Origin of the sequence: Calothrix rhizosoleniae SC01, from assembly GCF_900185595.1 — a bacterium.
GTDB classification, from domain to species: domain Bacteria; phylum Cyanobacteriota; class Cyanobacteriia; order Cyanobacteriales; family Nostocaceae; genus Calothrix_A; species Calothrix_A rhizosoleniae.
Window position 1 is genome coordinate 1 of record NZ_FYBH01000157.1, and the last position, 23,945, is coordinate 23,945.

At 45.8% G+C, this 23,945-nt stretch carries 14 protein-coding genes and 2 pseudogenes; 11 read left to right on the plus strand and 5 right to left on the minus strand.

Going from position 1 to position 23,945, the window contains the following annotated elements; genetic code table 11:
- Positions 1 to 122 precede the first annotated feature (122 nt).
- Both CALSC_RS09220 and CALSC_RS27370 read left to right on the plus strand, forming a co-directional pair.
- Positions 123 to 1,727: a B12-binding domain-containing radical SAM protein gene (locus CALSC_RS09220; protein WP_088241064.1), complete on the plus strand. Its 1,605-nt coding sequence runs from the start codon at positions 123 to 125 to the stop codon at positions 1,725 to 1,727.
- 99 nt (positions 1,728 to 1,826) lie between these two features.
- Positions 1,827 to 2,407, plus strand: a pseudogene (locus CALSC_RS27370) (IS701 family transposase); the annotation flags it as partial.
- A 12-nt stretch (positions 2,408 to 2,419) separates the two neighbouring features.
- Here CALSC_RS27370 and CALSC_RS27375 read toward each other — a convergent pair.
- Positions 2,420 to 2,952 (minus strand): annotated as a pseudogene (locus tag CALSC_RS27375) (IS4 family transposase); the annotation flags it as partial.
- Positions 2,953 to 3,247: 295 nt separating this feature from the next.
- Here CALSC_RS27375 and metH point away from each other — a divergent pair.
- The 3 genes from metH (at position 3,248) to CALSC_RS09245 (ending at position 9,540) form a co-directional block, all read left to right on the plus strand.
- The gene (gene metH / locus CALSC_RS09235) at positions 3,248 to 6,922 is read left to right on the plus strand and encodes a methionine synthase (protein WP_088241066.1); all 3,675 of its coding nucleotides are present in this window, start codon (positions 3,248 to 3,250) and stop codon (positions 6,920 to 6,922) included.
- A 528-nt stretch (positions 6,923 to 7,450) separates the two neighbouring features.
- The gene (locus CALSC_RS09240) at positions 7,451 to 7,927 is read left to right on the plus strand and encodes a hypothetical protein (protein ID WP_088241067.1); all 477 of its coding nucleotides are present in this window, start codon (positions 7,451 to 7,453) and stop codon (positions 7,925 to 7,927) included.
- A 455-nt stretch (positions 7,928 to 8,382) separates the two neighbouring features.
- Entirely contained in the window at positions 8,383 to 9,540 is a 1,158-nt protein-coding gene (locus tag CALSC_RS09245) for an alpha-hydroxy acid oxidase (RefSeq protein ID WP_088241068.1), read from the plus strand.
- A 184-nt stretch (positions 9,541 to 9,724) separates the two neighbouring features.
- On the opposite strand, the gene CALSC_RS09250 is transcribed toward CALSC_RS09245, so the two are convergent.
- Complete coding sequence (locus CALSC_RS09250) at positions 9,725 to 10,132, minus strand: hypothetical protein (protein WP_088241069.1); 408 nt, start codon at positions 10,130 to 10,132, stop codon at positions 9,725 to 9,727.
- Positions 10,133 to 10,608: 476 nt separating this feature from the next.
- Positions 10,609 to 11,532 carry a LysR family transcriptional regulator gene (locus CALSC_RS09255; RefSeq protein ID WP_200817601.1) on the minus strand — a complete coding sequence of 308 codons (924 nt, stop codon included), beginning with the start codon at positions 11,530 to 11,532 and terminating at the stop codon, positions 10,609 to 10,611.
- Positions 11,533 to 11,659: 127 nt separating this feature from the next.
- On the opposite strand from CALSC_RS09255, the gene metE reads away from it, so the two are divergent.
- The 3 genes from metE to CALSC_RS09275 all read left to right on the plus strand — a co-directional run bounded on the left by metE (position 11,660) and on the right by CALSC_RS09275 (position 16,992).
- Positions 11,660 to 14,017: a 5-methyltetrahydropteroyltriglutamate--homocysteine S-methyltransferase gene (metE, locus tag CALSC_RS09260; protein WP_088241070.1), complete on the plus strand. Its 2,358-nt coding sequence runs from the start codon at positions 11,660 to 11,662 to the stop codon at positions 14,015 to 14,017.
- Positions 14,018 to 14,665: 648 nt separating this feature from the next.
- Positions 14,666 to 15,670 carry a methyltransferase domain-containing protein gene (locus CALSC_RS09270; protein WP_088241072.1) on the plus strand — a complete coding sequence of 335 codons (1,005 nt, stop codon included), beginning with the start codon at positions 14,666 to 14,668 and terminating at the stop codon, positions 15,668 to 15,670.
- Positions 15,667 to 16,992: an FAD-dependent hydroxylase gene (locus CALSC_RS09275; protein WP_088241073.1), complete on the plus strand. Its 1,326-nt coding sequence runs from the start codon at positions 15,667 to 15,669 to the stop codon at positions 16,990 to 16,992. Before CALSC_RS09270 ends, CALSC_RS09275 begins: the two co-directional genes overlap by 4 nt.
- Positions 16,993 to 17,182: 190 nt before the next feature.
- Here CALSC_RS09275 and CALSC_RS26975 read toward each other — a convergent pair whose 3' ends face one another.
- Together CALSC_RS26975 and CALSC_RS09285 are read right to left on the minus strand one after the other, a co-directional pair.
- Positions 17,183 to 17,470 carry a hypothetical protein gene (locus CALSC_RS26975; RefSeq protein WP_088241074.1) on the minus strand — a complete coding sequence of 96 codons (288 nt, stop codon included), beginning with the start codon at positions 17,468 to 17,470 and terminating at the stop codon, positions 17,183 to 17,185.
- Between the two features lie 64 nt (positions 17,471 to 17,534).
- Positions 17,535 to 18,614 carry a threonine aldolase family protein gene (locus tag CALSC_RS09285; protein WP_088241075.1) on the minus strand — a complete coding sequence of 360 codons (1,080 nt, stop codon included), beginning with the start codon at positions 18,612 to 18,614 and terminating at the stop codon, positions 17,535 to 17,537.
- A gap of 813 nt (positions 18,615 to 19,427) precedes the next feature.
- Between CALSC_RS09285 and CALSC_RS09290 the strand changes: the two genes are divergently transcribed.
- From CALSC_RS09290 to CALSC_RS09300, 3 genes are all read left to right on the plus strand, one after another.
- The gene (locus CALSC_RS09290; RefSeq protein WP_088241076.1) at positions 19,428 to 20,000 is read left to right on the plus strand and encodes a hypothetical protein; all 573 of its coding nucleotides are present in this window, start codon (positions 19,428 to 19,430) and stop codon (positions 19,998 to 20,000) included.
- Positions 20,001 to 20,918: 918 nt separating this feature from the next.
- Positions 20,919 to 22,037 carry an NAD(P)/FAD-dependent oxidoreductase gene (locus CALSC_RS09295; protein WP_088241077.1) on the plus strand — a complete coding sequence of 373 codons (1,119 nt, stop codon included), beginning with the start codon at positions 20,919 to 20,921 and terminating at the stop codon, positions 22,035 to 22,037.
- The gene (locus CALSC_RS09300) at positions 22,021 to 23,703 is read left to right on the plus strand and encodes a nucleoside recognition domain-containing protein (protein WP_200817602.1); all 1,683 of its coding nucleotides are present in this window, start codon (positions 22,021 to 22,023) and stop codon (positions 23,701 to 23,703) included. Before CALSC_RS09295 ends, CALSC_RS09300 begins: the two co-directional genes overlap by 17 nt.
- The last annotated feature ends 242 nt before the right edge of the window (positions 23,704 to 23,945 follow it).

A 23,945-nucleotide genomic window follows, 5' to 3' on the forward strand; every position in this document is an offset into this window, starting at 1 on the left:
GTGCCGACTTACTTATCTGTCTATTTAAATTAGACCATTTATCTGAAACAAGAATGTCATACACTGCTGTATCATTATTGACTGTTTACTGCTAGAGTTTGTTAATACAAAAAAATATAGCTATGAAAGTTTTACTTGTATACCCACTTTTCCCTAAGAGCTTTTGGTCTTTTGAGGAAACTCTAAAATTGATTGGGAGAAAAGCAATGCTCCCTCCTTTGAGTTCAATCACTGTGGCTGCAATCCTACCCCAAGAGTGGGAATTTCGACTGGTAGATCGTAATATTGCAACGGTAACAGAAGCAGATTGGGCTTGGGCTGATTTGGTTCTTTTGTCCGGGATGATTGTGCAGAAAGCAGATTTGCTCGAACAAGTGCGGGAAGCCAAAAAGCGTGGCAAGAAAGTGGGTATTGGTGGTCCTTATGCCACGGCTTTACCCCAAGAAGTTGAAGCCGCAGGAGCAGATTATTTGATCCTGGATGAAGGGGAAATTACCCTACCAATGTTTGTTGAAGCCCTAGAAAAGGGAGAATCTTCCGGGGTATTCCGAGCTACAGAAAAGCCTGATGTTACTCAAACTCCCATTCCCCGTTTTGATCTGCTAGAGCTAAATGCTTATTCAGAAATGTCAGTGCAGTTTTCCCGAGGGTGTCCCTTCCAGTGCGAATTCTGCGACATCATTGTATTGTATGGGCGTAAATCCCGCACCAAAACCCCAGAGCAGCTATTGGCAGAATTAGAAAGATTATATGAACTGGGTTGGAGACGGAGTATTTTCTTAGTTGATGACAATTTCATTGGTAATAAGCGTAACGTTAAACTCTTATTAAAAGAGTTAGCTCCTTGGATGGAAGAGCGTGGTTATCCATTCACATTTGGAACAGAGGCATCCGTAGATTTAGCCAAAGACCAAGAATTGATGGATTTGATGACAGCATGTAATTTTGGGTCCGTCTTTTTAGGAATAGAGACACCAGATGAAGAGAGTTTAAGTGTAACAAAAAAGTATCAAAATACTCGGGATCCCCTGGATGAATCAATTCATAAAATTATCAGTTCTGGATTGCGCATCATGGCAGGATTTATTGTGGGCTTTGACGGAGAAAAAGCGGGAGCAGGCAATCGCATTGTGCAGTTTGTAGACAAGACTAGTATTCCCACGGCTCTTTTTAGTATGTTACAGGCTCTCCCCGATACTGCTTTGTGGCATCGACTGGAAAAAGAGGGTCGTCTCCATGGTACTTCTGGGAACATTAATCAAACCACACTGATGAATTTCGTGCCAACTCGTCCTATTGAAGAGATTACCCAGGAATATTGTCAGGGATTTTGGCAATTATACGATCCTCAGTGTTTCCTAGATCGTACCTATCGCCACTATCGCATTTTAGGAGAAGCAGCCTGTCATAAAAATCGCAAAAAAACAATCAAGCGTGCCAAAAAGAAATTTGATTGGCAGGTAATTAGAGCATTGTTGACAATCTGTTGGCGGCAAGGTGTGGTTAGAAAAACTCGCTTTTCTTTCTGGCCTTATCTTTGGAGTATGTACCGGCATAATCCTAGAGGCATTAGCAGTTACCTAGCAGTTTGCGCTCAGATAGAACATTTCTTAGAATATCGGCAAATTGTGAAGGAGCAAATAGAATCCCAACTACTTGAACTGAAGCGGCAAAAACAGCATGAAGAATCACCCAATTTAAATCCACGTGAAGTCGTTGCTAGGTGACGCACCTACATCAAATTAGAAATTATGATGTAAGCTTCCCGGCGACTTCTTTAACAGAACATTTACCGAGCTTTGAAGACCTACATCCTAGGGTCTTTTCGTCAGATTTTTTATTTATTTGTAGGCTGCATTTCTACATTTAATTTGACTACGTTTATATATAGGGCTCTACCACCTAATGAACCAGAAACTATGCCTGAGAATGCAACTTCCTTTGTGATAATAAATATCTAAGGTGATCTTCAGAAAAATTTAGGCAATATTTATGGGTTAAGAACATGGGTAGAATACGGATTTCGACAGTGTAAACAAGAATTTAGGATGGACTGATTATAGGTTTACCAACTTTAAAAATATTCAAAAATGGTGGGAGATTATCTTTTCTGTTTATACGATGGTTAGTTTAATTTCACCACCTTTTTTATCTATAAAACAGCAACGAACAAGTAAAGCGGAAAAAATAAGTAACTCTATTGATTTTTCTTTACACCAGCAGTGGGATTATGGTAGTGGGTGGAAGAATATTTTAAATAATCTACGCTTGATTCTTCAAACAATTCTCATGTTGCGGCTATTTTTTCTTTGGCTAGATATTTTTCCTAATTCTTAAGTTATTGCTTGGATTTAATCATCTAATTAGTTTCATCAATCAATATAAACCATTTTTTTATTCTGCTTAATCCAGCTTATTTAATTATTTTTTCTTGTCCTTGAAGTGCTTTGAGTTTTTTCTTAGTGGTTCTAATGTTAAGCCATCTGCAATCCAAATTGCTGTAAATTTTGCAAAAACTGGCTGTCATGTTTCTGGTATTTCTTGATTTTTTGGTTGTGTGCTTATTTGAGCTATTACCTGCTCAAATATTTGTGCAAACACTTCTATTGGTATTGTTCACAATCGCTTTGACAGTGCTTGGCTACTCACTATCATCGTGTCTATCCATAGCAATCCTCCCTATGACAAAACCTCTATTGCTTCTCTTAATCCTGGAATTTGCCGATACACAAAACTCACTACTATTGCCATCATTACTGGCAAAGTTAGTATTCTGTCTCTAAATTTTTTCTTTTGTTCTTGTTTGTTTTTGTAGAATTTTAGGAGTTTAAAGCTTGCCGGTGATAGTAATAAAAATATCCGTTTTTCGATTTCCTCTAATGGTGGTGCTGGTATATGTTTTTGTTGCCGCAGGTCTGGATTCCCTTGTCTTCTTGGCCTGTTTCTCGCCATGATGTAACCTAAATAACATTCATCGAGATGTTCTTAGGTTACATCTGATCCTCACATGATCTTCACTTTTTCCTTAAGTTGAAACCAATGGGCATTGCTAAACCTCTACTACGAATGATTTATCTGCCGCAAACATTATTTGAATTGGTATAACTACCTTATATGAGGTATCCTCATGTTTGTGTGATAATGATTATCATTCTCATACTTATCCTCCTCAACCTTTTTAACTGACTTGCTTTAAGGTTAAAAAGGTTACAGGAAAGAGCCTATATCCGCTATACCCATTACTCCTATGCTAAGTATTGAAGCTCCGAAACTTCAGCCAAATAGTTCATTTACCCAACGGCTTCAGAGTCCAGATCGTCCAGTGATAATCTTTGATGGAGCGATGGGAACTAACCTGCAATCCCAAAACTTGACCGCCGAGGATTTTGGTGGAGCGGAATATGAAGGTTGTAATGAATATTTAGTCATCACCAAGCCAGAGGCAGTGGCGAAGGTCCACCGTGATTTTCTCGCAGCAGGGGCAGATGTGATCGAGAGCGATAGCTTTGGATCTAGCCCCTTAGTCCTAGCAGAGTACGATCTAGCCGATCGCGCCTACGAGCTAAGTAAAAAGGCGGCAGAGTTAGCGCGTAGTTGTGCAGATGAGTTTACGACTCCCGAAAAACCAAGATTTGTCGCAGGTTCCATCGGCCCAGGAACTAAGCTACCCACCCTCGGTCATATTACCTATGATGAATTGAAAGCGAGCTTCATGGTGCAAGCAGAAGGTCTCTATGACGGGGGAGCCGATCTTTTCATTGTGGAAACCTGTCAAGATGTTCTGCAAATTAAGGCGGCACTGAGTGCGTTTGAGGCGGTGTTTGCGAAAAAAGGCTCACGAATCCCCTTAATGGTATCCGTAACAATGGAAATCCAGGGAACCATGTTGGTGGGGACAGATATTTCTGGGGTGCTGGCAATCCTCGAACCCTTCCCTATTGATATTTTGGGGCTAAATTGTGCGACGGGTCCGGATTTGATGACTTCTCATATTCAGTATCTGTCAGAAAATTCACCATTCCCTATTTCCTGTATTCCCAATGCGGGACTACCAGAAAATGTTGGCGGTCAGGCGGTTTATAAAATGACCCCCGAAGAATATACAACTGCCATGACAGGGTTCATTGCGGAACATGGAGTTCAAATTGTCGGCGGTTGCTGCGGTACGCGCCCAGCACATATTAAAGCTTTAGCCGATGCAGTGGATACGACCCCACTAAAAGAGCGTTCGGTGCGAAAAAATACCGAGGGTGAGATTCGATCGCCCCTCTCCTATACGCCAGCGGCAGCTTCCATTTATTCCGCCCAAACCTATGAGCAGGATAATTCTTTTTTAATCGTTGGCGAGCGATTAAATGCCAGTGGTTCTAAAAAAGTTCGCACCCTTTTGAATGAAGATGATTGGGATGGGTTGTTGGCGATCGCTAAATCCCAGGTCAAAGAAGGCGCGCATATGCTGGACGTAAACGTGGATTACGTCGGGCGTGATGGAGAACGGGATATGCGAGAACTGGTATCGCGACTGGTGAAGCATACGACCCTCCCACTGATGCTCGACTCCACCGAGTGGACAAAAATGGAAGCGGGTCTCAAGGTTGCTGGGGGTAAATGTTTGCTCAATTCCACCAACTATGAAGATGGAGAAGAGCGATTTTTTAAAGTGTTGGAATTGGCGAAGGAATATGGCGCAGGGGTTGTCATCGGCTGTATCGATGAAGAGGGAATGGCTCGAACCGCCCAGAAAAAATTTGAAATCGCCAAACGGGCTTATGAGGATGCGCTCAAGTTTGGGATTCCACCCCATGAAATTTTCTATGACACCTTAGCCCTACCAATTTCAACTGGGATTGAGGAGGATCGGGAAAATGCCAAAGCAACCATCGAATCAATTCGACTGATTCGGGAAAATCTGCCCGGTGTCCATTTTATGCTGGGGGTCTCTAACATTTCTTTTGGCTTAAGTCCAGCCACTCGCATCAACTTAAATTCGGTCTTCCTGAATGAAGCAATGAAAGCTGGGATGGATGGGGCAATTGTCTCCGCTGCCAAGATTTTGCCGTTATCGAAGATTACCGAAGAACATCAACAAGTCTGTCGCGATTTGATTTATGACAATCGCGGATTTGAAGGGGATATTTGCACCTACGATCCGTTGACGAAGCTGACGGAAATTTTTGCGGGTGTGAGTACAAAGGATGCTAGATCGGGTCCTTCCTTAGCAGATTTGCCGATAGACCAACGCTTGAAGCAACATATTATTGATGGCGAGCGGATTGGATTGGAGGATGCGTTAAAGGTGGCTTTAGATGCGGGTCATAAAGCACTGGAGATTGTCAATACTTTCTTGTTGGATGGGATGAAGGTTGTGGGCGAACTGTTTGGCTCTGGTCAAATGCAATTGCCTTTCGTGTTGCAGTCAGCCGAAACCATGAAATCTGCGGTCGCTTTCCTCGAACCCTACATGGAAAAAATCGAAGGAGAGGACGAAGATCGCGGTAAAGGGAAATTCCTGATTGCTACCGTTAAAGGCGATGTACATGATATCGGCAAGAATTTGGTGGATATCATCTTGACCAATAATGGCTACAAAGTGGTCAATCTGGGTATTAAACAAGCCATTGAGGCCATCGTCGAAGCCTATGAGCAGCACCAGCCTGATTGTATTGCCATGAGTGGCTTGCTGGTGAAGTCTACAGCATTTATGAAAGACAATCTCGCAGCATTTAATGCTAAAGGGATTACAGTCCCAGTGATTTTGGGCGGTGCGGCACTCACCCCAAAATTTGTCTATGGGGATTGTCAAGATACTTACCAAGGGCAGGTGATTTACGGGAAAGATGCTTTTGCCGATTTGACCTTTATGGATCGGCTGATGCCCGCCAAAGAGCAGCATTCCTGGGTGGATACCGAAGGCTTTACAGGGGAATTTGCTCAGTTTAACCAAAAGGGACGCAAGGCGATTGAAGATTCAGATGGAGAACTCAATGGTGATGGGTCCAAATCCGATGGAGAACTCAATGGTAATGGGAAGAAATCCGATGAACCCACTGTCATTGATACCAAACGCTCGGAAGATGTGGCGATTGATATCGAACGTCCTACACCACCTTTCTGGGGGACAAAAATTCTTCAGAGTGGAGATCTAGATTTAGAAGAACTGTTCTGGCACATGGATTTGCAGGCACTGTTCGCTGGGCAATGGCAATTCCGTAAACCAAAAGACCAATCTCGCGAGGAATATGATTGGTTCCTGGCATCGAAGGTTTACCCAATCTTGGAAGAATGGAAGCAAAAAATTCGCACCGAACAATGGTTGGAACCCACTCTAGTTTATGGTTATTTCCCCTGTGCAGCCATCGGCAATTCCGTTCATGTTTACGAGCCAAGTGTCATAGAGCAGGGCTTAACACCTGCAACAGCAACTCCGTTTGTCACTTGGACATTCCCCCGTCAGAAATCCGGCCGCCGGCTGTGCATTGCTGATTTCATCCGCCCAGTAGAACAGAATCAATTTGATGTCTTGCCTATGCAGGCAGTGACTATGGGAGAAATTGCTACCGAGAAAGCACAGGAACTTTATAAAGACAACAAGTACACCGATTATCTGTATTTCCACGGGGTAGCAGTGCAGTTAGCGGAAGCTTTGGCGGAATGGAGTCATGCCAGGATTCGGAGGGAATTAGGTTATGGGGATTTAGAGCCAGATAACATTCGCGATATGTTAGCCCAGAGGTATCAGGGTTCCCGGTATAGTTTTGGCTATCCAGCTTGCCCAACGGTGATGGATCAAGTGCCACAGTTGCAATTACTGGGATGCGATCGCATTGGCATATCCATCGATGAGAGCGAACAGCTTTATCCAGAGCAAACTACCACTGCTTTTGCCACCTATCATCCTGTCGCTAGATATTTTAGTGCTTAGATTGATCGGCAATGGGGTCGCGCTGAAATCCAGGCGACCTCTAATTTTTCTTGCTAATTGCTAGGCATCGGCTAGCTCATGCCGCCTAAATTTCAACTGGATTGGCTTTCATGCATAGAGGTCTCTAGTAAACATTCCCAGCTTTAAAAAGACTGGGCTTTATCCCTCGCCCTGAGCTACTCCCAAATAGGTGCGTACTTACTCAGTTTGTGGAATTTCAGGCGAGGTTACGATTCTAGAAGGTGTAGACTCACCCTCATGCCCAATGACTCAATTTTTGTAGATACTCGCAATCTTACGGAGGTTACGTGCCCTTGAAGCCTTGAGGACGAGTTAATCCTCTGCATTGGGTCATTTACCTTGAAAAGAATTATATCATTTCACGGCAAATAAATGAGCCACTGCGTTGGGCGGGTTCCCCGACTTATAGCAAGTGGCGTTTGCCCGTGTCGCTTCCCTCTCAGGTCTGTTCGCGAAGCTTGCCCTTCGGGCACAGACGCTGAGTTTCCCATATACCGGAGGTTCCTTATGAGTGAAACAAACGATGGATCGAATTGGCATCAGGATTTTATTGCCAGTAATTTGCTGGTTATTGGCTATAATGCTTGGGCTGGTCATCTCAGTCAGAACCGCGGCGCGATCGTTTGTAGCACAAATTCTCCAACAGTGGGGATTGGCGGAGAATCATTCAAAACCCATTTTGTCGGACGTTCTAGCCTTGCGCCGTTCTTGAATGCCTGGTTAGCGGCTCCTGAGACTGCAATTTTGCCCCATCACTTTATGATTTCTCACATCTTGGAAGTTGTTGATAATTATTCTCCAACCACAGAGGTTGTATTGTTGCTGGAGTCTTTCGATCAAGCGATGTTCTTTTACTTGAAAAATCTACCCATTACACCACCTCAATGCTACGAGCAAGTACGTAAGACCTGGGATGAATTCCAGCCAGGCGTTAGTGCTGGGCAAGATGAACAACTTCCAAGGAACGTGGAGCGTTCGGTGTAGGGGAGAAAGTGAACTACCTATCACTCGCAATTCATCTCGACACTTTCGCTTCGCGGTAAGTGTGAGCCTTCTTGCTGTTTAAGGTAACGAGTCTACCATGAGCCGTTATGCAACGGCTGAAACCCTTGCAAGACGATAGTTTCATCAATTTTTTCAACTTTTATCCTAAAAATGGGATTTTGATCAACTGAATACACATATTAAGCTGTATCATTTGAACCCTCCCAATTTTTGGATTCTGAAACCCTTGTGGCTAAGTTGTAAAATCCTGTACCAAATAACTTAAAGTTTAATTTGTACTACTACAAAAACAAAGTTTTTCGTCGATTTATGGGTAAAAACGAAATTTTATTTCTGTAGTCCTTTCACAGCAATACTTTTAGACGCTGCGTAACTGTTGATGACAGGCTCGCTACTTTTACCCCAAGTAAACATAAATCTCACTGAGGTATTTTATGGGATTGAATGACTGTCACAATTTTCAGGATTTCCGAAAATTAGCGAAACGCCGACTACCAGGACCAATTTTCGATTACATCGATGGAGCGGCCGATGATGAACAGACCTATCGGCGCAACACTGAAGCCTATGGGGACTGTGATCTTATTCCGAACGTGCTTGTCGGTGTGGAAAATGTGGATATGTCAGTTGAGGTGATGGGGCAAAAATTAGACATGCCTATCTACTGTGCTCCGACTGCATTGCAACGCCTTTTTCATCACGAAGGAGAGCGTGCGGTTGCGAGGGCTGCTGCAACATATGGCACAATGTTTGGCGTGTCTTCACTGGCGACAGTGACCGTTGAAGAAATCGCAAAGATCACAAACACGCCGAAGATGTTTCAGTTCTACTTCCATAAAGACCGTGGCTTGAATGATGCGTTGCTTGAACGCGCACGAGCAGCGAACTTTAATGTGTTGGCATTAACCGTCGATACGATTACCGGTGGTAATCGCGAGCGTGATTTGCGTACGGGATTTACCTCGCCACCAAAATTAACCCTTGACTCCTTAATGAGTTTTGCGACGCACCCAGCATGGGCTTGGAACTTTTTCACAAAAGAAAAGTTCGATATGCCGCATTTGTCTGGCTATGTCTCCCAGGGAACGAATTTAGCAGTCTCTGTTGGCGATTACTTTTCAACGATGCTAGATCAATCCATGAATTGGAATGATGCTGAAAAGCTCTGCGCACAGTGGAACGGGCAGTTTGCACTGAAAGGGATAATGAGTGTGGAAGATGCCAAGCGTGCTGTTGATATTGGTTGTACGGGCATTATGGTTTCTAACCACGGCGGCCGTCAGCTCGATGGTTCGCGCAGCCCCTTCGATCAACTCGCAGAAATTTGTGATGCTGTTGGGGATAAAATTGATGTCATTTGCGAAGGTGGTATTCAGCGCGGTACCCATGTGCTCAAGGCGCTATCTGTTGGAGCTAAAGCATGTTCAGGTGGGCGATTCTATCTTTATGCATTGGCCTGTGCTGGAGAAGCAGGAGTTGAGCGCGTTTTAGGTAATATGCGCACTGAGATTGAGCGTGATATGAAATTGATGGGAGTGACCAAGCTCGATCAGTTGAGTAGAGAGAATCTACGCTTTCATCACTCACGATGAAAGACTGTGTGATGGCTCTATGCCGTTGAACTATGGGACAAGTCCTGGGTACAGGTTAGTCAAAACTCCAGACACTAGGACTAAGCGGTATAATGTTTTGCTTGAGCGGCTGCAATTAACATACGCAATGCACTAAGGTCTTTCGGCAGTCCGCTCCAAGCGAATTGTTAGACTACCGTCCAGCTTATATTCGGAGCCTATTCGCAAGGGCACGAAATCTTCCGGCAGCGTCTTCTAGCGTTCCTTGAGCAATTTCTTTTGATCCTGCATCTTTGACAATGAATAATGCTCCTCTAGCAAGGGCACCGCCCGTTAAAACTCGTTCATACCTTTCGATATCATCCTCGCTGAATACACCTTGTAGAGTATCAAATATGCTTCGTAAATACTCATCTAGCTCACCACATCCACCATAGGGTTTTTCACCACGCTCAAATAAAGCAACAATATCATCAATACATTTTGCAATTTTATCAAGGTAATCAGCTATTCGTAGACGTTTTTCTAGTTCCTTTTTGGCTATAGAATCACCTAGATTTAACAAATTCTGAGCAAATTCAAGTAGATTTTTTGCAATATCGTAGTAACCCATATATATCCCACATTCCGCAGGTTCAATTGACAAGTTTGGTATTTTTGTAATCCAGTTAAAACAAGGCTTTCAGACATTCAGTGAATATGAGTGCATTCAGCGAGATTCCCAAAGGTAACCGCACCTTAGATAAGAACGGGAGCATTAGTTGAGAATGGTATCAATAGGCTATGATTTGGCGATTCCCGCTAATTATAAAATTAGCGGTAAGCGAAGCTATGCCGTTAGGCTTATCGCTATAAAGCTGAATTTCCGAAAACCCTTACCATACAAGTATTTTGAAAATATCGAAAAGTTTTCCTCTACGTGCGGAATGTGGGATATATAGCTTGTTTATTGAGGAATAATGACCGTCATTGTATTCCTACTAACAATGATGACATTTTACCGCAAAACAGTTTGCTATCTCTTCACCTACTCAACCTCTTTCTCTATCCTCTGACACTTACAATCTGCTTCATCTATTGACTAATCATTCAAGGACGCTCACTGTAGTTACGAGCCAGCTCTATAAATGCATTGAGATAATCAACTTCGAGCTCGGTGCGACGGACGCCCAAGAAGATTTGCTTTTGGATGCCGCCCAGACCTAGTCGCACTGCACGCACGGGATATTTTTCAGAGAATTCCTCCACCAGCCAGCGTGGTAGAGCCGCCACTCCGCGTCCGCAGGCAACCATTTGCAGCATCATGTCTGTGCTCTCAACCACTTTCTGTTTTCTGACTGTCCTGCCCGCCGGAGCGAGGAAACAGGTGTAGATATCTAGGCGATCGCGAGAAACCGGATAGGTGAAAAGCACTTCCTCGCCGAGCTGCTGGGGGATGACGTGATCCTTCTCGACCAGTGGATGATCCGAAGGGACCACCAGAACCTGCTCATAGTCAAAGACCGGTTCAAAGTGTAGTGAATTTTTTCGCAGCGGATCGGGTGTCACCAGCAAGTCGATTTCATGGGCGAAGAGTGCACCGATGCCGCCAAATTGGAATTCCTGTTTGACCTCAAAATCCACCAATGGCCAGGCGCGCAAGTAGGGGGTGATGATCTTCTGCAGCCACTGGTAGCAGGGGTAGCACTCCATACCAATTCTTAATGTTCCCCGCTCACCACGAGCGAACTGTCCTAATCGTTCTTCTGTGTGGACAAACTGGGGAATCAGGCGGTTGGCTGTGGTCAGCAAATGAGTTCCTGCCGGAGTGAGGCGAAGGCTACGTCCTTCCCTATACCAGAGCTTTACCCCTATCTGATCTTCCAGCTTACGCATGCTGTGGCTCAGTGCCGATTGTGTTAAGTGTAGCGCATTTGCGGCGGCGGTCATAGTCCCATGGAAGTCAACCGCGCGGATGATCTCAAGGTGGCTGCGTTCGAGAAATGCCATCAGCTTTCCATGAATTTTGTTCATTATTCCATGAGTAAATACCATTTTTCTTCATCGGTCAAGGCTGATACCATAATATTCATGCCAATAAGCAACAAGGAAAACAGCAAATTTCTTTTGCTGGAATACCCTCACATCGGAGCCAAGTTCTATGAGTAAAGGCAATAGGATCACAATCAAAACACATTCGCTGGGATACCCTCGCATCGGAGCCAAGCGTGAGTTAAAAAAGGCTACGGAAGCCTACTGGAAAGGTGATATGACTCTTTCCGAGTTGATCGCCACGGGCAAGAACTTGCGCGAAATTAACTGGAAGAAGCAACAGACCGCTGGCATCGATCTCATCCCGGTCAACGACTTTTCCTTTTACGACCAAGTGCTTGACATGAGCTGCCTACTTGGCAATGTGCCATCGCGTTTCCAGTGGCAAGGTGGGCAAACGGATATCAACACCGTTTTCACCATCGCTCGTGGTACCGAGGGTGGCGCTTCTTTGGTTGAAGACGAGAAGGACTGCCAAACGAACAAGGTTTCCACTTTCGCTAGCGAGATGACAAAGTGGTTCGATACGAATTACCACTTCATTGTGCCTGAGTTTCGGGCAGATACAACATTTTCCCTTAGCGGCACCAAAGTCTTCGATGAGTTCGCGGAAGCCAAGGCACTGGGGATTAATGCGAAGCCGGTGCTCGTCGGCCCCGTGACTTACCTCTCCCTAGGTAAGGTGCAAGGTTCTAGCAACCCGGACTTCGATCCATTGACTCTCCTCAATAACCTTGTCCCCATCTATGAAGAGATTATCGGTAAGCTTGCAGCCGCAGGGGCAGAATGGATACAGCTCGATGAGCCTATTATTTCCACTGACCTGAGCCACCTGCAGCGCGACGCTTTGAAAGCGGCCTACGATCGTCTCTCCAAGGCCAAAGGTTCAGCAAAGCTGCTCGTCACCACATATTTCGGTGGTGTGAGAGATAATCTTGACGACTACCTCGCGTTGCCGGTTGACGCTTTGCACTTTGATTTCGTGCGGGGTTCGGAGGACATCGATACTATTCTGGCCACCTTCCCGCAGAACAAAATTCTCTCCGCAGGAATCGTCGAAGGCCGCAATGTCTGGAAGAACAATTACGATGCCTCACTAAAAGTTTTGCAGAAAGCCAAGGCTACTGTCGGTGCTGATCGGCTTTGGGTCGCACCGAGCTGCTCGCTGATGCATTCGCCCGTTACCTTGCAAAACGAACAGAAGCTTGATGAAGAACTGAAAAGCTGGCTGGCTTTTGCCGACGAGAAACTCATGGAAGTCACCGAACTCCGGCAGCTTCTCGATGAAGTCGGCAGTGCGGAAGCTCTTGAAGCCAACCATGCCGCCGCTGCGTCCCGTAAGTCGAGCAAGCGTATCCACAATGACGCTGTGAAAAAGCGCCTTGCTGAAGTTAAGCCCAGCGATTTCGACCGCGCCTCAGCCTTCGTCGAACGCCAATCCAAGCAGCGGCAAAAACTCAGTTTGCCGGAATTTCCGACCACGACTATCGGCTCATTCCCTCAGACTAAGGAAGTACGCCAAGCACGCGCCCAGTGGAAAAAAGGGAAGCTAAGCGATGCGGACTACGACCAGTTCATGAAAGAAGAAATTGCTCAATGCGTTACTTTCCAGGACGAAATCGGGATTGATATGCCTGTTCACGGCGAGTTCGAGCGCAATGACATGGTGGAATACTTTGGCGAAAATCTAGAAGGCTTTACCTTTACCAGCATCGGCTGGGTGCAGAGCTTTGGCACTCGCTACGTGAAGCCGCCGATCATTTTTGGCGATGTCAGCCGCTCCAAGCCCATGACAGTCTACTGGTCTAAGTATGCTCAATCGCTGACTGATCGTCCGATGAAGGGGATGCTCACCGGCCCAGTTACGATCCTCCAGTGGAGCTTCGTACGCGACGACCAGCCGCGCTCCGTCACCACGCATCAGATCGCCCTGGCCATTCGCGATGAAGTGGTGGATCTTGAAGCTGCTGGGATCGCCGCCATCCAAATCGATGAACCTGCTTTCCGCGAAGGCTTACCGTTACGCCGGAGCGAGTGGGATCACTATCTCGATTGGGCAGTGAAAGGTTTTCACCTCAGTGCCTGTGGTGTGAAAGATGACACCCAGATCCACACTCACATGTGCTACTCCGAGTTCAATGATATCATCGACTCTATCGCCGCCCTGGACGCCGACGTCATCACGATTGAAACCTCGCGCTCAAATATGGAGCTACTCGATGCCTTCGTGGACTTCAAGTATCCAAATGAGATCGGCCCAGGTGTCTATGACATCCACTCGCCACGGGTGCCCCCCACCGATGAAATGAGTAACCTCATGTCAAAAGCGGAAGCTGTGCTTCCGCGTAAGAACCTCTGGATCAACCCCGATTGTGGCCTCAAGACCCGTCAATGGTCCGAAGTGAAGCCTTCCCTCATCAATATGGTCGAGACTGCGACAAAACTTCGCGCTATGGCCTCCAAGTAATGGCCCGACACCAATTACCATTACTTAGTGCCAGAAAGGGGAAGCCCCGTTCAACCCTGGACGCTGACCTCAAAATCTGTCAGCTGAAGCAGTATCTCCATCGTCCGGGACAAATCCCCACTGCCCCTCACCCGTTCGTTAAGCAGGCGGTGAGAAAAGCCGAGCGCCAGCGAAGTCAACCGCAATGCCCGAAGGATGGCGGGCACCGTCTAGCTCACTGGCGCGATCGTCTGATTCTGGGAGGTGGGATGGTCTGTGGCGTGATTGTTATCGGTATTCCTATGGTGATTGCATCGCTGGTTCGATGCACCGTCAGGTTGCCGATGCAACGGCGGACTTCCACGTCGCCGCGCCGTTTCGATGTCGATAATCGGGCAGCGATTGCAGGTCAACTGCCTTCAAACCCATACCGTAAATCGTAAAACCCTTCAATAATGGATCATGGATAATTACCTCTCCTTAAAAGGGAGGATTGACTAAAAGGAAAAAGTTTATTTCTCTTGGTTGATTGGATATGGCGAGGTCTCCTCGCCATCCTATCCTACGGGCTGCTCCGCAAACGACCCCTTTTTTCCTCTTGAAAGGGGAGACTTTAAACCTGAATTATTTAATTGTTTAATCGTTTAATTGTTTCGGTAAATCTTTCTTATGAACCTTTTGCTTTGGGCTTTGAGTCTTGCCCTCCTTTTGCTCGTCGTTGGACTCGCTGTCTACCTGCTCACGCCTCGCACGTACGAATCTTCTTCCTCGGTTGCTCAGTCCTACGATGACTGGACGAATGACGGCATTCTAGAATTTTACTGGGGCGAACACATCCACCTCGGCCACTATGGCTCCCCGCCCCGACGTAAAAATTTCATTCAGTCCAAACATGACTTTGTGCATGAAATGGTCAAATGGGGCGGTTTAGAGACATTGCCTCCAGAGACAACGGTGTTGGATGTGGGTTGCGGAATTGGTGGCAGCAGTCGCATCTTGGCGAAAGAGTATGGCTTTGCTGTAACGGGCATTACAATCAGCCCGCAACAAGTACGGCGAGCGCAGGAACTGACACCCCCGGATGTGAACGCCCAGTTTCAGGTGGATGATGCCCTGAACCTCTCCTTCCCAGATGCCAGTTTTGATGTGGTTTGGTCGATCGAGGCGGGACCGCACATGCCCGACAAAGCTCGTTATGCCCAGGAGATGCTGCGCGTCCTCAAACCGGGCGGCATTTTGGTGGTGGCCGACTGGAACCAGCGGGATGATCGCCAGGTTTCCCTGAAGGGATGGGAGCGCCCGGTGATGAAACAACTGCTCGATCAATGGTCGCATCCGGCGTTTTCGAGCATTGAAGGCTTTGCGGAACAGTTGGAAGCCACCGGGCTGGTCGCTGATCAAGTGATAACCACGGACTGGACCCAAGAAACCCTACCCGCTTGGTTCGATTCAATCTGGCAGGGCATTGTCCGCCCGAAAGGACTGCTGAAATTTGGGTTAGTTGGGTTTATTAAGTCTCTGCGGGAAGTGCCGACATTCCTATTGATGCGCCTTGCCTTTGGTGCAGGATTGTGTCGCTTTGGTATGTTCCGGGCAGTGCGGGTGGCTTCCTCAAACGCCTCTATTCAAAGCGAGACTTCCGAACAAAATAACCATAACTTAGTGTCTTCATGAGTGAATTCACTTATGACCTCATCATCATTGGCGGCGGTATCTCTGGCTTGACCCTGGCTTGTGGGTTGCGGAGATCTGGCTTACGGGTTGCCGTGATCGAAGCCCAATCCGAGCAGGCGGTGGACGAACGCCCCCGTGCCTATGCCCTCGCGCCCCTGTCTGCTAAAATTTTCCGCAGTCTCGGCCTCTGGGAGCATATTGCTCCGGCCATTTCCCATTTTTCCCAGGTGGTATTATCGGACGCTGACCACCCCAATCGCGTCCTATTCACACCAACCGACTTGGGGAGCTTTGCGGGCCTTGCGGACTTTGGAAAACCCGCCACATACTACTGCGCGGAACATCGGGTGTTGCAAGGGGTGCTGCGCCAGCAAGCATCTACCGATCCGCACCTCTACTGCTACTACAACGCGCGAGTGCAGACCGTCAACTACGGCGCTCGACAGGCTGAAGTGCTAGTCGAAACCGAGCAGGGGCAACGGCGTCTGAGAGCTTCCTTAGTTGTTGCTGCCGATGGAGCCAACTCCCGTATTCGACAGCAGGCTGGGATAAAAACCGACGGCTGGAATTACTGGCAGTCCTGCATCACGGCCTTTGTGTCCCCAACGCAATCTCATCAGGACATTGCCCACGAGCATTTCTGGCCTGATGGTCCCTTTGCTATTTTGCCTTTGCCAGACAATCGCTGTCAAATTGTCTGGATTGCTCCTCACGAGATGGCGAAGGCACTCATAGAACTTCCCCGAGATGATTTTGTGGCCGCCATGCAAGAGCGTTATGGAGAACACTCGGGTTCGCTGACCCTGTTGAGTGACCCCCTGGTGTTTCCCGCCCGCCTCATGCATAGTCGTCGCTACTGTCAGCCTCGGCTAGCACTCATCGGAGACGCTTCCCACCACTGTCATCCGGTCGCTGGTCAGGGGTTGAATCTGGGTATTCGGGATGCGGCGATGCTGACACAGGTATTGTCTAGTGCAATGCAACAGCAACAGGACCTGGGTGACATCAGGATATTGCAGCATTACGGTCGTCGCCGCCGCTTTGAGAATTGGGTGATGCTACTATTTACGGATATGCTCAACCGCACTTTCTCTAACCACTGGTTTCCCATTGTTGTATTGCGGCGCTGGGTACTGCGGCTGATGGTGCGCTTTTCTCTCTTACGCCGATTGATGCTGCGATTGATGACTGGCTTTTGGGGAACACAACCGAATCAGCTTGCTCATATGCCGATGATGGAAGTCACCAACCCTGAACCCGATCGTTCTGAAACAGTTACGCTCGCGAGTTCTCCTAAATCCCAAGAAGGAATTCAATCGTGACCCATCAACCTCAAGCAAACTGGCAAAATTCCTTTGTCGCGACCAACCTCTTGCCGCTGAGCTATAACACTTGGAGCGTTTTCCTTACTGGGAGGTAATGGGCAGCAGTCCCCTATAAATTCCGAAGCCGCGATTATACCGCTTTGCGGTTAATCATCGGTAATTCACCTTAAATTTCAACTGGATTGGCTCAGGAATTACGCAAAGGCGCTATATTATAGTGTCCTTGCGTAATTCCTGTGGTTTTCAAACTATAGGTCTCTAAATGAGTGAAACAAACGGTGAATCGAATTGGCATCAGGATTTTATTGCCAGTAATTTGCTGGTCATTGGCTATAATGCTTGGGCAGGTCATCTGAGTCATAAACCCGTCTTGAAAGCCCAAACCACCGCTAGACTGATCGTCGATATAACCTGCAAAATTTCTTGCCCGATAAATGACCGATCGAGCTAAACTAAAAGATACTCGATCGGTCATTTATCGGGAATTTTTTTAAGGCTTGAGTACGGGGTTTTGAGGTGCGGGATCGATCTTTTTTACTCTAAGCGTGTAATGATTCTATAAATATTTGTGCCAGTCTATCCGCAGAGATGCGATTCAAGGTTACATTGATTCTAAGCAAGAAAGTATTGCTATCAGGTTCTGGCTCTGGAAGATAAACATTTTTATTTTCTAACGTATCCCTAAATGTATCCAAATCAACATCAGATACATGCAATTTAAAGACATTACTACCATTGGGAATTTTCTCAACTTTGAAAGATGGATTTTTATGGATTAAATCAAAAAAATCATCTGCTAGCTTGATAGCCATTCTCAGTTCATCCATAAATGTATCAAGAAAGTTGAGGGCTATGACCGCAGATGGCCACATTTGAAATATATTACCCCCAAACATTCGCCGTACATGGTATAAATCTTTTGCGAACTCGTTAGAACAGGCTAATATTGCTCCAAAGCCAGCATTGAAATATTTAAACAGTGAAACATAAACTGTATCAAACAAAGAAGCGTACTCCTTTGGGGATATACCAGAAAAAGTGGATGCAATAAATAATCTTGCTCCATCTAAGTGGAGCCTAATACCTTGATCTTTGGCAAAAGTTGAAATTTTTTTCATTTCTTCAAAGTTGAAAATTTCATTGTATTTTCTTCGCACTGGACTTTCAATAGAAATGACACCCACTTCTGTTACAACTTTGCCTGTTTTCGCTTTGTCAATAACTTGCTTCACATCGTCCAAAGTAAATGTAGCTTGATCAGGAGCAAGTGGTATTAAGTTTAATCTGCTGAGCGTTTGTAAACAATCACCTGAATCATTGTAGATATGACTTTCTTTTTGGACAAGCACTCTTCCTTTATGATTAGCAAGTTCCCGAATTGCGATTTGATTGGATAGCGTTCCTGATGGCATCATAACGGCAGCCTCTTTGCCAAGTAAATCAGCAAATTTGGCTTCAAACTCACTAATAATACCGCCAAGTGAATATACATCACATTCAATATTTCTGCTTTTTGTAAGCTTATACAGAAGCTGCGAGTATGCAAGTGGAGACATTTGAATTCCATCTGCTGTAAATCGAATTGACTTATCTGAATTAACCAGATCAATATTATCCATTATCTAAATTTACCTTATGTATAGAAAAAGATGTAAATTTACTCAAAGTATCCTATTAATACTTTTGGATATGTGTTAAGGCTAGTATATGGTCTTGCTTGTATTTATCCAAAATTATACTGTTTTAATTCATTCTTTGCCCAAAATTTTCAGCCATGAGTGAGCTAATTTAGTAACAATTGACACTCTCCTATCCTTATAGGTTCTATACTTTGGGATATGAATTCCATCTGCTGTAAATAGAATTGACTTATCTGAATTAACCAGATCAATATTATCCATTATCTAAATTTACCTCATGTAGAGAAAAAATGTAAATTTACTCAAAGTACTCTACTAATACCTTTGGATATGTGTTAAGAGTAGTGTATGGTCCTGCTTGTATTTATCCAAAATTATACTGTTTTAATTCATTCTTTAGCCAAAATTTTCAGCCATGAGTGAGCTAATTTAGTAACAATTGATACTCTCCTACCCTTCCCTTATAGGTTCTATACCTTGGGATAGACCACATGTAAGCATTCAGCTATCAGCCATCAGTGATAAGCCATCAGCTTATGCCTTACATCACATGCTTCCAGCCTGTGACACTCTGAGGTGCTTTTGAATAAAATAAGCTGACCACTGACCACTGACCACTGACCACTGACCGCTTACTGGTCTTGAAAATTTCCTGCATAATTCTTGGTTATGACCGCGATAAGTCTATAGATACTTAGAAATCAGCTATTAGCACTCAGCATTCAGCAGTTAGTGCCTTAGCTCAATGCTTACGACCACATCAACCCGATCTCGTGGGGGAATTGATTTAAAATGAGTAGTCTTGCAGTTGCAACTCTTATATCGAACAGCGAAGCGCTTGTAGAACAGCAAATTTTATGCTTTGATACGTTGCTTAAGCTTCGAGACCAAGAAGGTAAAGTCTTTGAGGCTGCTTCTGAAATTTACACGAGGCTCAGTAATTATTCTGTGCTCAATCAAGGAGCTTCGGAGAAGAGCCACGTTCCGACTGGAAGTTCTTGGATTTTGGAATGCCTACCCGATCAGCAATATCACTGGCATTCGTTTTCAACAGAGGATCGGATGTTATCTGCGCGTCGGGTGTTCTTTATTGCCGATAGAGGCCTGAGAATTTCAGTTTTTGAGAACCCTGTGTCTTCTCTACAGCCAAGGCATGAGATCTTTGAGTGTGAGGGTCCAGTGTTTCTTGAGTTTGAATTCTGTGGTATTCATGTGCACCGGTTTCGGCCACTGAGTGGCAAACTGTTTGCGCTCTCCATACATCATAAAGATGAATCTGTTTCGGACACGACATTGGGTCAGCAAACCCACATCTTTTCAGGGGAGTCACCTCAAATCACGCAGCGCTTTCATCTAACATTGTGAATTAAACTAAGGCTATTCTGGATCTAGGGTGGAGCTAATCGGAGTGGGCATTAATAACATCGGTGTTAGTGTCGCCATCGGAATTGCGATTGGTGCTGCGATTGGAGCGTTTCAACAGAATAGGACATCAAATTGAGGTGGAGCACTTTCATTTCTACAAGAATTGCTGAGTGTCCAAAACTTGGGTTGAGTTTCTCGATCGTCAACCCGACTGTTGAGATAATCTACTGGGCTATATTTATGTTAAAGTAGCACAAATTCTCCAACAGTCGGGATTGCGGAGAATCATTCAAAACCCATTTTTCGGACGTTCTCGGCCCTGTTGAATGACCCCCTGGTGTTTCCTGCCCGCCTCATACGTAGCCGTCGCTACTGTCAGCCTCGGCTAGTACTCATCGGAGACGCTGCCCACCACTTTCAATTGATGGACTCATTGCCAACAAGGAGGGCATACCTCTTTTCCTCGAAGGTGCTTCGTCTACGTTATCAAGTCCTTTGTGACGAGACATAACAAACGGATGAACTAGCCGAGCGGTGGGCACGTTCCGTAGCAAAGCTTATGCTCATAGTTGACCAAACCCCTAGCCCTGAAAGGGCGGCTGCGCCAACGAGGTAGGGGCAGAGATAGGTTGTGGGGGGATAGTGAAGAAAACCCTGAAGTGAATGGATGCAAGCCTCTTTTGTTTAATATGAAAAACAATCAAGATGTATTTTGAGCCACCGTTTCGGGCTTACCGTCTACAAAACACAGCTCCCCAAGATCGCACTGCATCTTTATTTCAAGCCCCTCGATTTATCGATGGGGTAACTGATAACTGAAATGACCCCATTCGTCCAGTCAATTCCTCTTAGTCAGCCAATATTTAGAATTGCTGGGTACAATGATAATAATTATCATTTTAACTGTCTTTGAGCCTCATGGAAAAGCTGGAAGAATTTGATGTCATTGTTGTGGGTGCAGGTGCAGCAGGGATTGGCGTTGGTGCTGTCCTGACAGATCTGGGGTTAGAAAACTTTGCCATCCTGGAGCGGCATCAAATTGGTGAGTCCTTTCGGCGGTGGCCCCAGGAGATGCATTTCATTACCCCATCTTTTCCCAGTCATGGTTTTGGAAATCTTGATTTGAACGCGATCGTTCCCAAAACTTCTCCTGCAATTGCCTTTCGGCGAGAACATCTGACGGGCGAGCAATATGCTCAGTATTTAGAGAAGGTTGCAGATTATTTTGGGTTCCTGGTTTATACAGGCGTTGAAGTTCAAAAGATTGAACCTTTACCCCAATCCAAAGGATTCCTGGTTCATGTCCCTGATGGCATTCTCAAAAGCCAATTTCTGATTTGGGCTGCTGGGGAATTTCAATATCCCAACTTAACTCCTTTTCCTGGTGCAGATTTATGTTTACATAATTCTCAGGTTCAATCCTGGACTCATTTGTCAGGGGACGAATTTACGATCATCGGTGGCTATGAAAGTGGCATGGATGCTGCGTACAATTTAGTTGCATTAAACAAACAAGTCAAAGTTTTAGATCGCACTGGCAGTTGGGCAAACCCCCATGTTGATCCCAGTATTTCCTTATCTCCCTATACCCTAGAGCGAGCCGAGTTTTGTTACTCTACTGGGCGGCTAGATCTGATTGGCGATGTTGCGGTCGAAGAAGTGAAAACCGTTTCTGGTGGCTATGCCATTTATAGCGAATATAACAAGTGGGTGTCACCTACCCAACCCATTCTCTGTACAGGATTTGAGGGCAGTTTGAAACAAATTGCCCATTTGTTTGACTGGTCTGAAGGCTATGCTGGATTAACTGAAGAGGATGAATCTAGCATCACCCCTGGATTATTTGTAGTTGGACCTTCTGTACGGCACAGCAACGTCATTTTCTGCTTTATCTACAAGTTTCGCCAGCGTTTTGCTGTTGTTGCAAATGCGATCGCCCAACGCCTCGGCATTGATACCACACCTCTTGAGATTTACCGACAGGAAGGGATGTTTCTAGAGGATCTCTCCTGCTGCGACAATGACTGTGTCTGCTAAACTCACTCCCCATTTCCCCATGTCTCACTCCACTGCATCCACTCAACGCACAATTGTTGTGATTGGGAAAGAGAATACCGGCAAATCTCAGTTGATTGCCTCTCTGACCCATTGCGCACCCTACAGCAGCAATTTTCGTGGCTCTACAATTACCTGTGAGCGCTACATGGGAGACGATATGATGTTTATCGATACACCTGGGATTTTGTATCGTTCTGATACCACAACCACTCGATCTGCATTAGAACAATTACAGAAGGGTGACAGGATCTTGTTGGTGGTGAAAGCAACTCATGCTGATGAGGATCTGGCGGATTTACTGCCCCTGGTCGACGGCAAACAGGGTATTGTGGTAATGACATTTTGGGATAAGGTGTTGCCATCTGAATTTACCCAGCAGGTTATTCGCCGCTGGCAACAGGCAGCTAATCTCACGTTGATAACCGTTAATGCTCGAAAATTGACCGCGACTCAACGCCAGGAAATTCAAACTGCGATTGAGCAGCCCACTGCATTTTCTACTCAACCGCAACCGATTTCACTGGGATGGAGGATTGAACCACATCCAACTTTGCTGGAGCATCCCCGTTTAGGTTGGCTGTTAGCGATCGCTCTGCTGCTGATACCCGCCGTCCTTACTGTATTTTTTGCCAATACATTTGCAGCGATTGTTGATCCACTCGTACAGGGATTGGTCAACCCAACTGTAGAAGCCCTCTCTGGCTTACCATCTCTATCCAAGGAAATTTTGATTGGACGCTATGGCTTGATAACAATGGGACCATTGCTGTTTGTTTGGGCAGTGCCGACGGTCATTCTTTATGCTCTATTTCTGGGTACTTACAAAGCCAGTGGCTTAGTCGAACGAATTACCATTGCTTTGCATCCGTTGTTATGTCCCTTCGGCTTATCGGGACGAGATTTGGTACGCATTATTATGGGGTTTGGTTGTAATGTGCCAGCCGTTATCAGCACCCGTGCCTGCTCCAGTTGTTCTCGCAAAACCTGTACTTCCGCGATCGCTTTCGGTTCCGCCTGTTCTTACCAGTTTGGTGCCACATTGGGGGTGTTCAGTGCGGCAAACTTACCCTACCTAGTGATTCCTTACCTAGTCTACCTGACGATTACAACCTTAATTTATACGCGCCTGATTGCGCCCAAATCGGCTCGTTCTCCCCAAAACCAGCTAATGATTGAGCATCGCACTTTCCTGGAAGTTCCTCGATGGTCAGCCATTTGGCGGGAAACAAAGGGAAGCCTCAATCAGTTCTTCACCAATGCAATTCCCATCTTTTTGGCGATCGCGTTGATTGCCTCTGTCCTGGATTGGTTGGGTGTTTTGAATGGTTTGAGTCGGTTGATCGATCCAACAATGGGTTTTTTTCGGCTGCCACCGGAAGCAGCGTTACCTGTGATTCTGGCATCAGTTCGCAAAGACGGGCTACTACTATTTGCTGAACCAAATACGGTGAGCCTGTTGTCCCCTGTGCAAATCCTTACAGGCGTTTATCTAGCCGGGGTACTGTTACCCTGTCTGGTGACAGCACTGACAATCGCCCGTGAACAATCACCCAAATTTGCTTTGAAATTGATGCTAAGACAAGCGAACGCGGCGATCGTATTCACTTTCATTCTGGCTTGGGGCGGTTATATCATGTCCGGTTAAATACTTATCAACCTATCCCACTATTCTAATAAATGCTTATTTGCTTAAGTAAAATGTTCCTGAACAGCTTGATTCTCGTTTTTATCTTTAACAATATTTTGGCTTTTCAGCAAAAACACTATTAGTGGGATAGGTTCATGGTTAAGACTGCAAGGGTGCAGCGGGCAGGCTTAGGTCGTAAGCTCAGCCGAACGGGTGCAGGAAGAGAAAGAGTTTTAAGATGTTTGCACCATGAGCCGAAT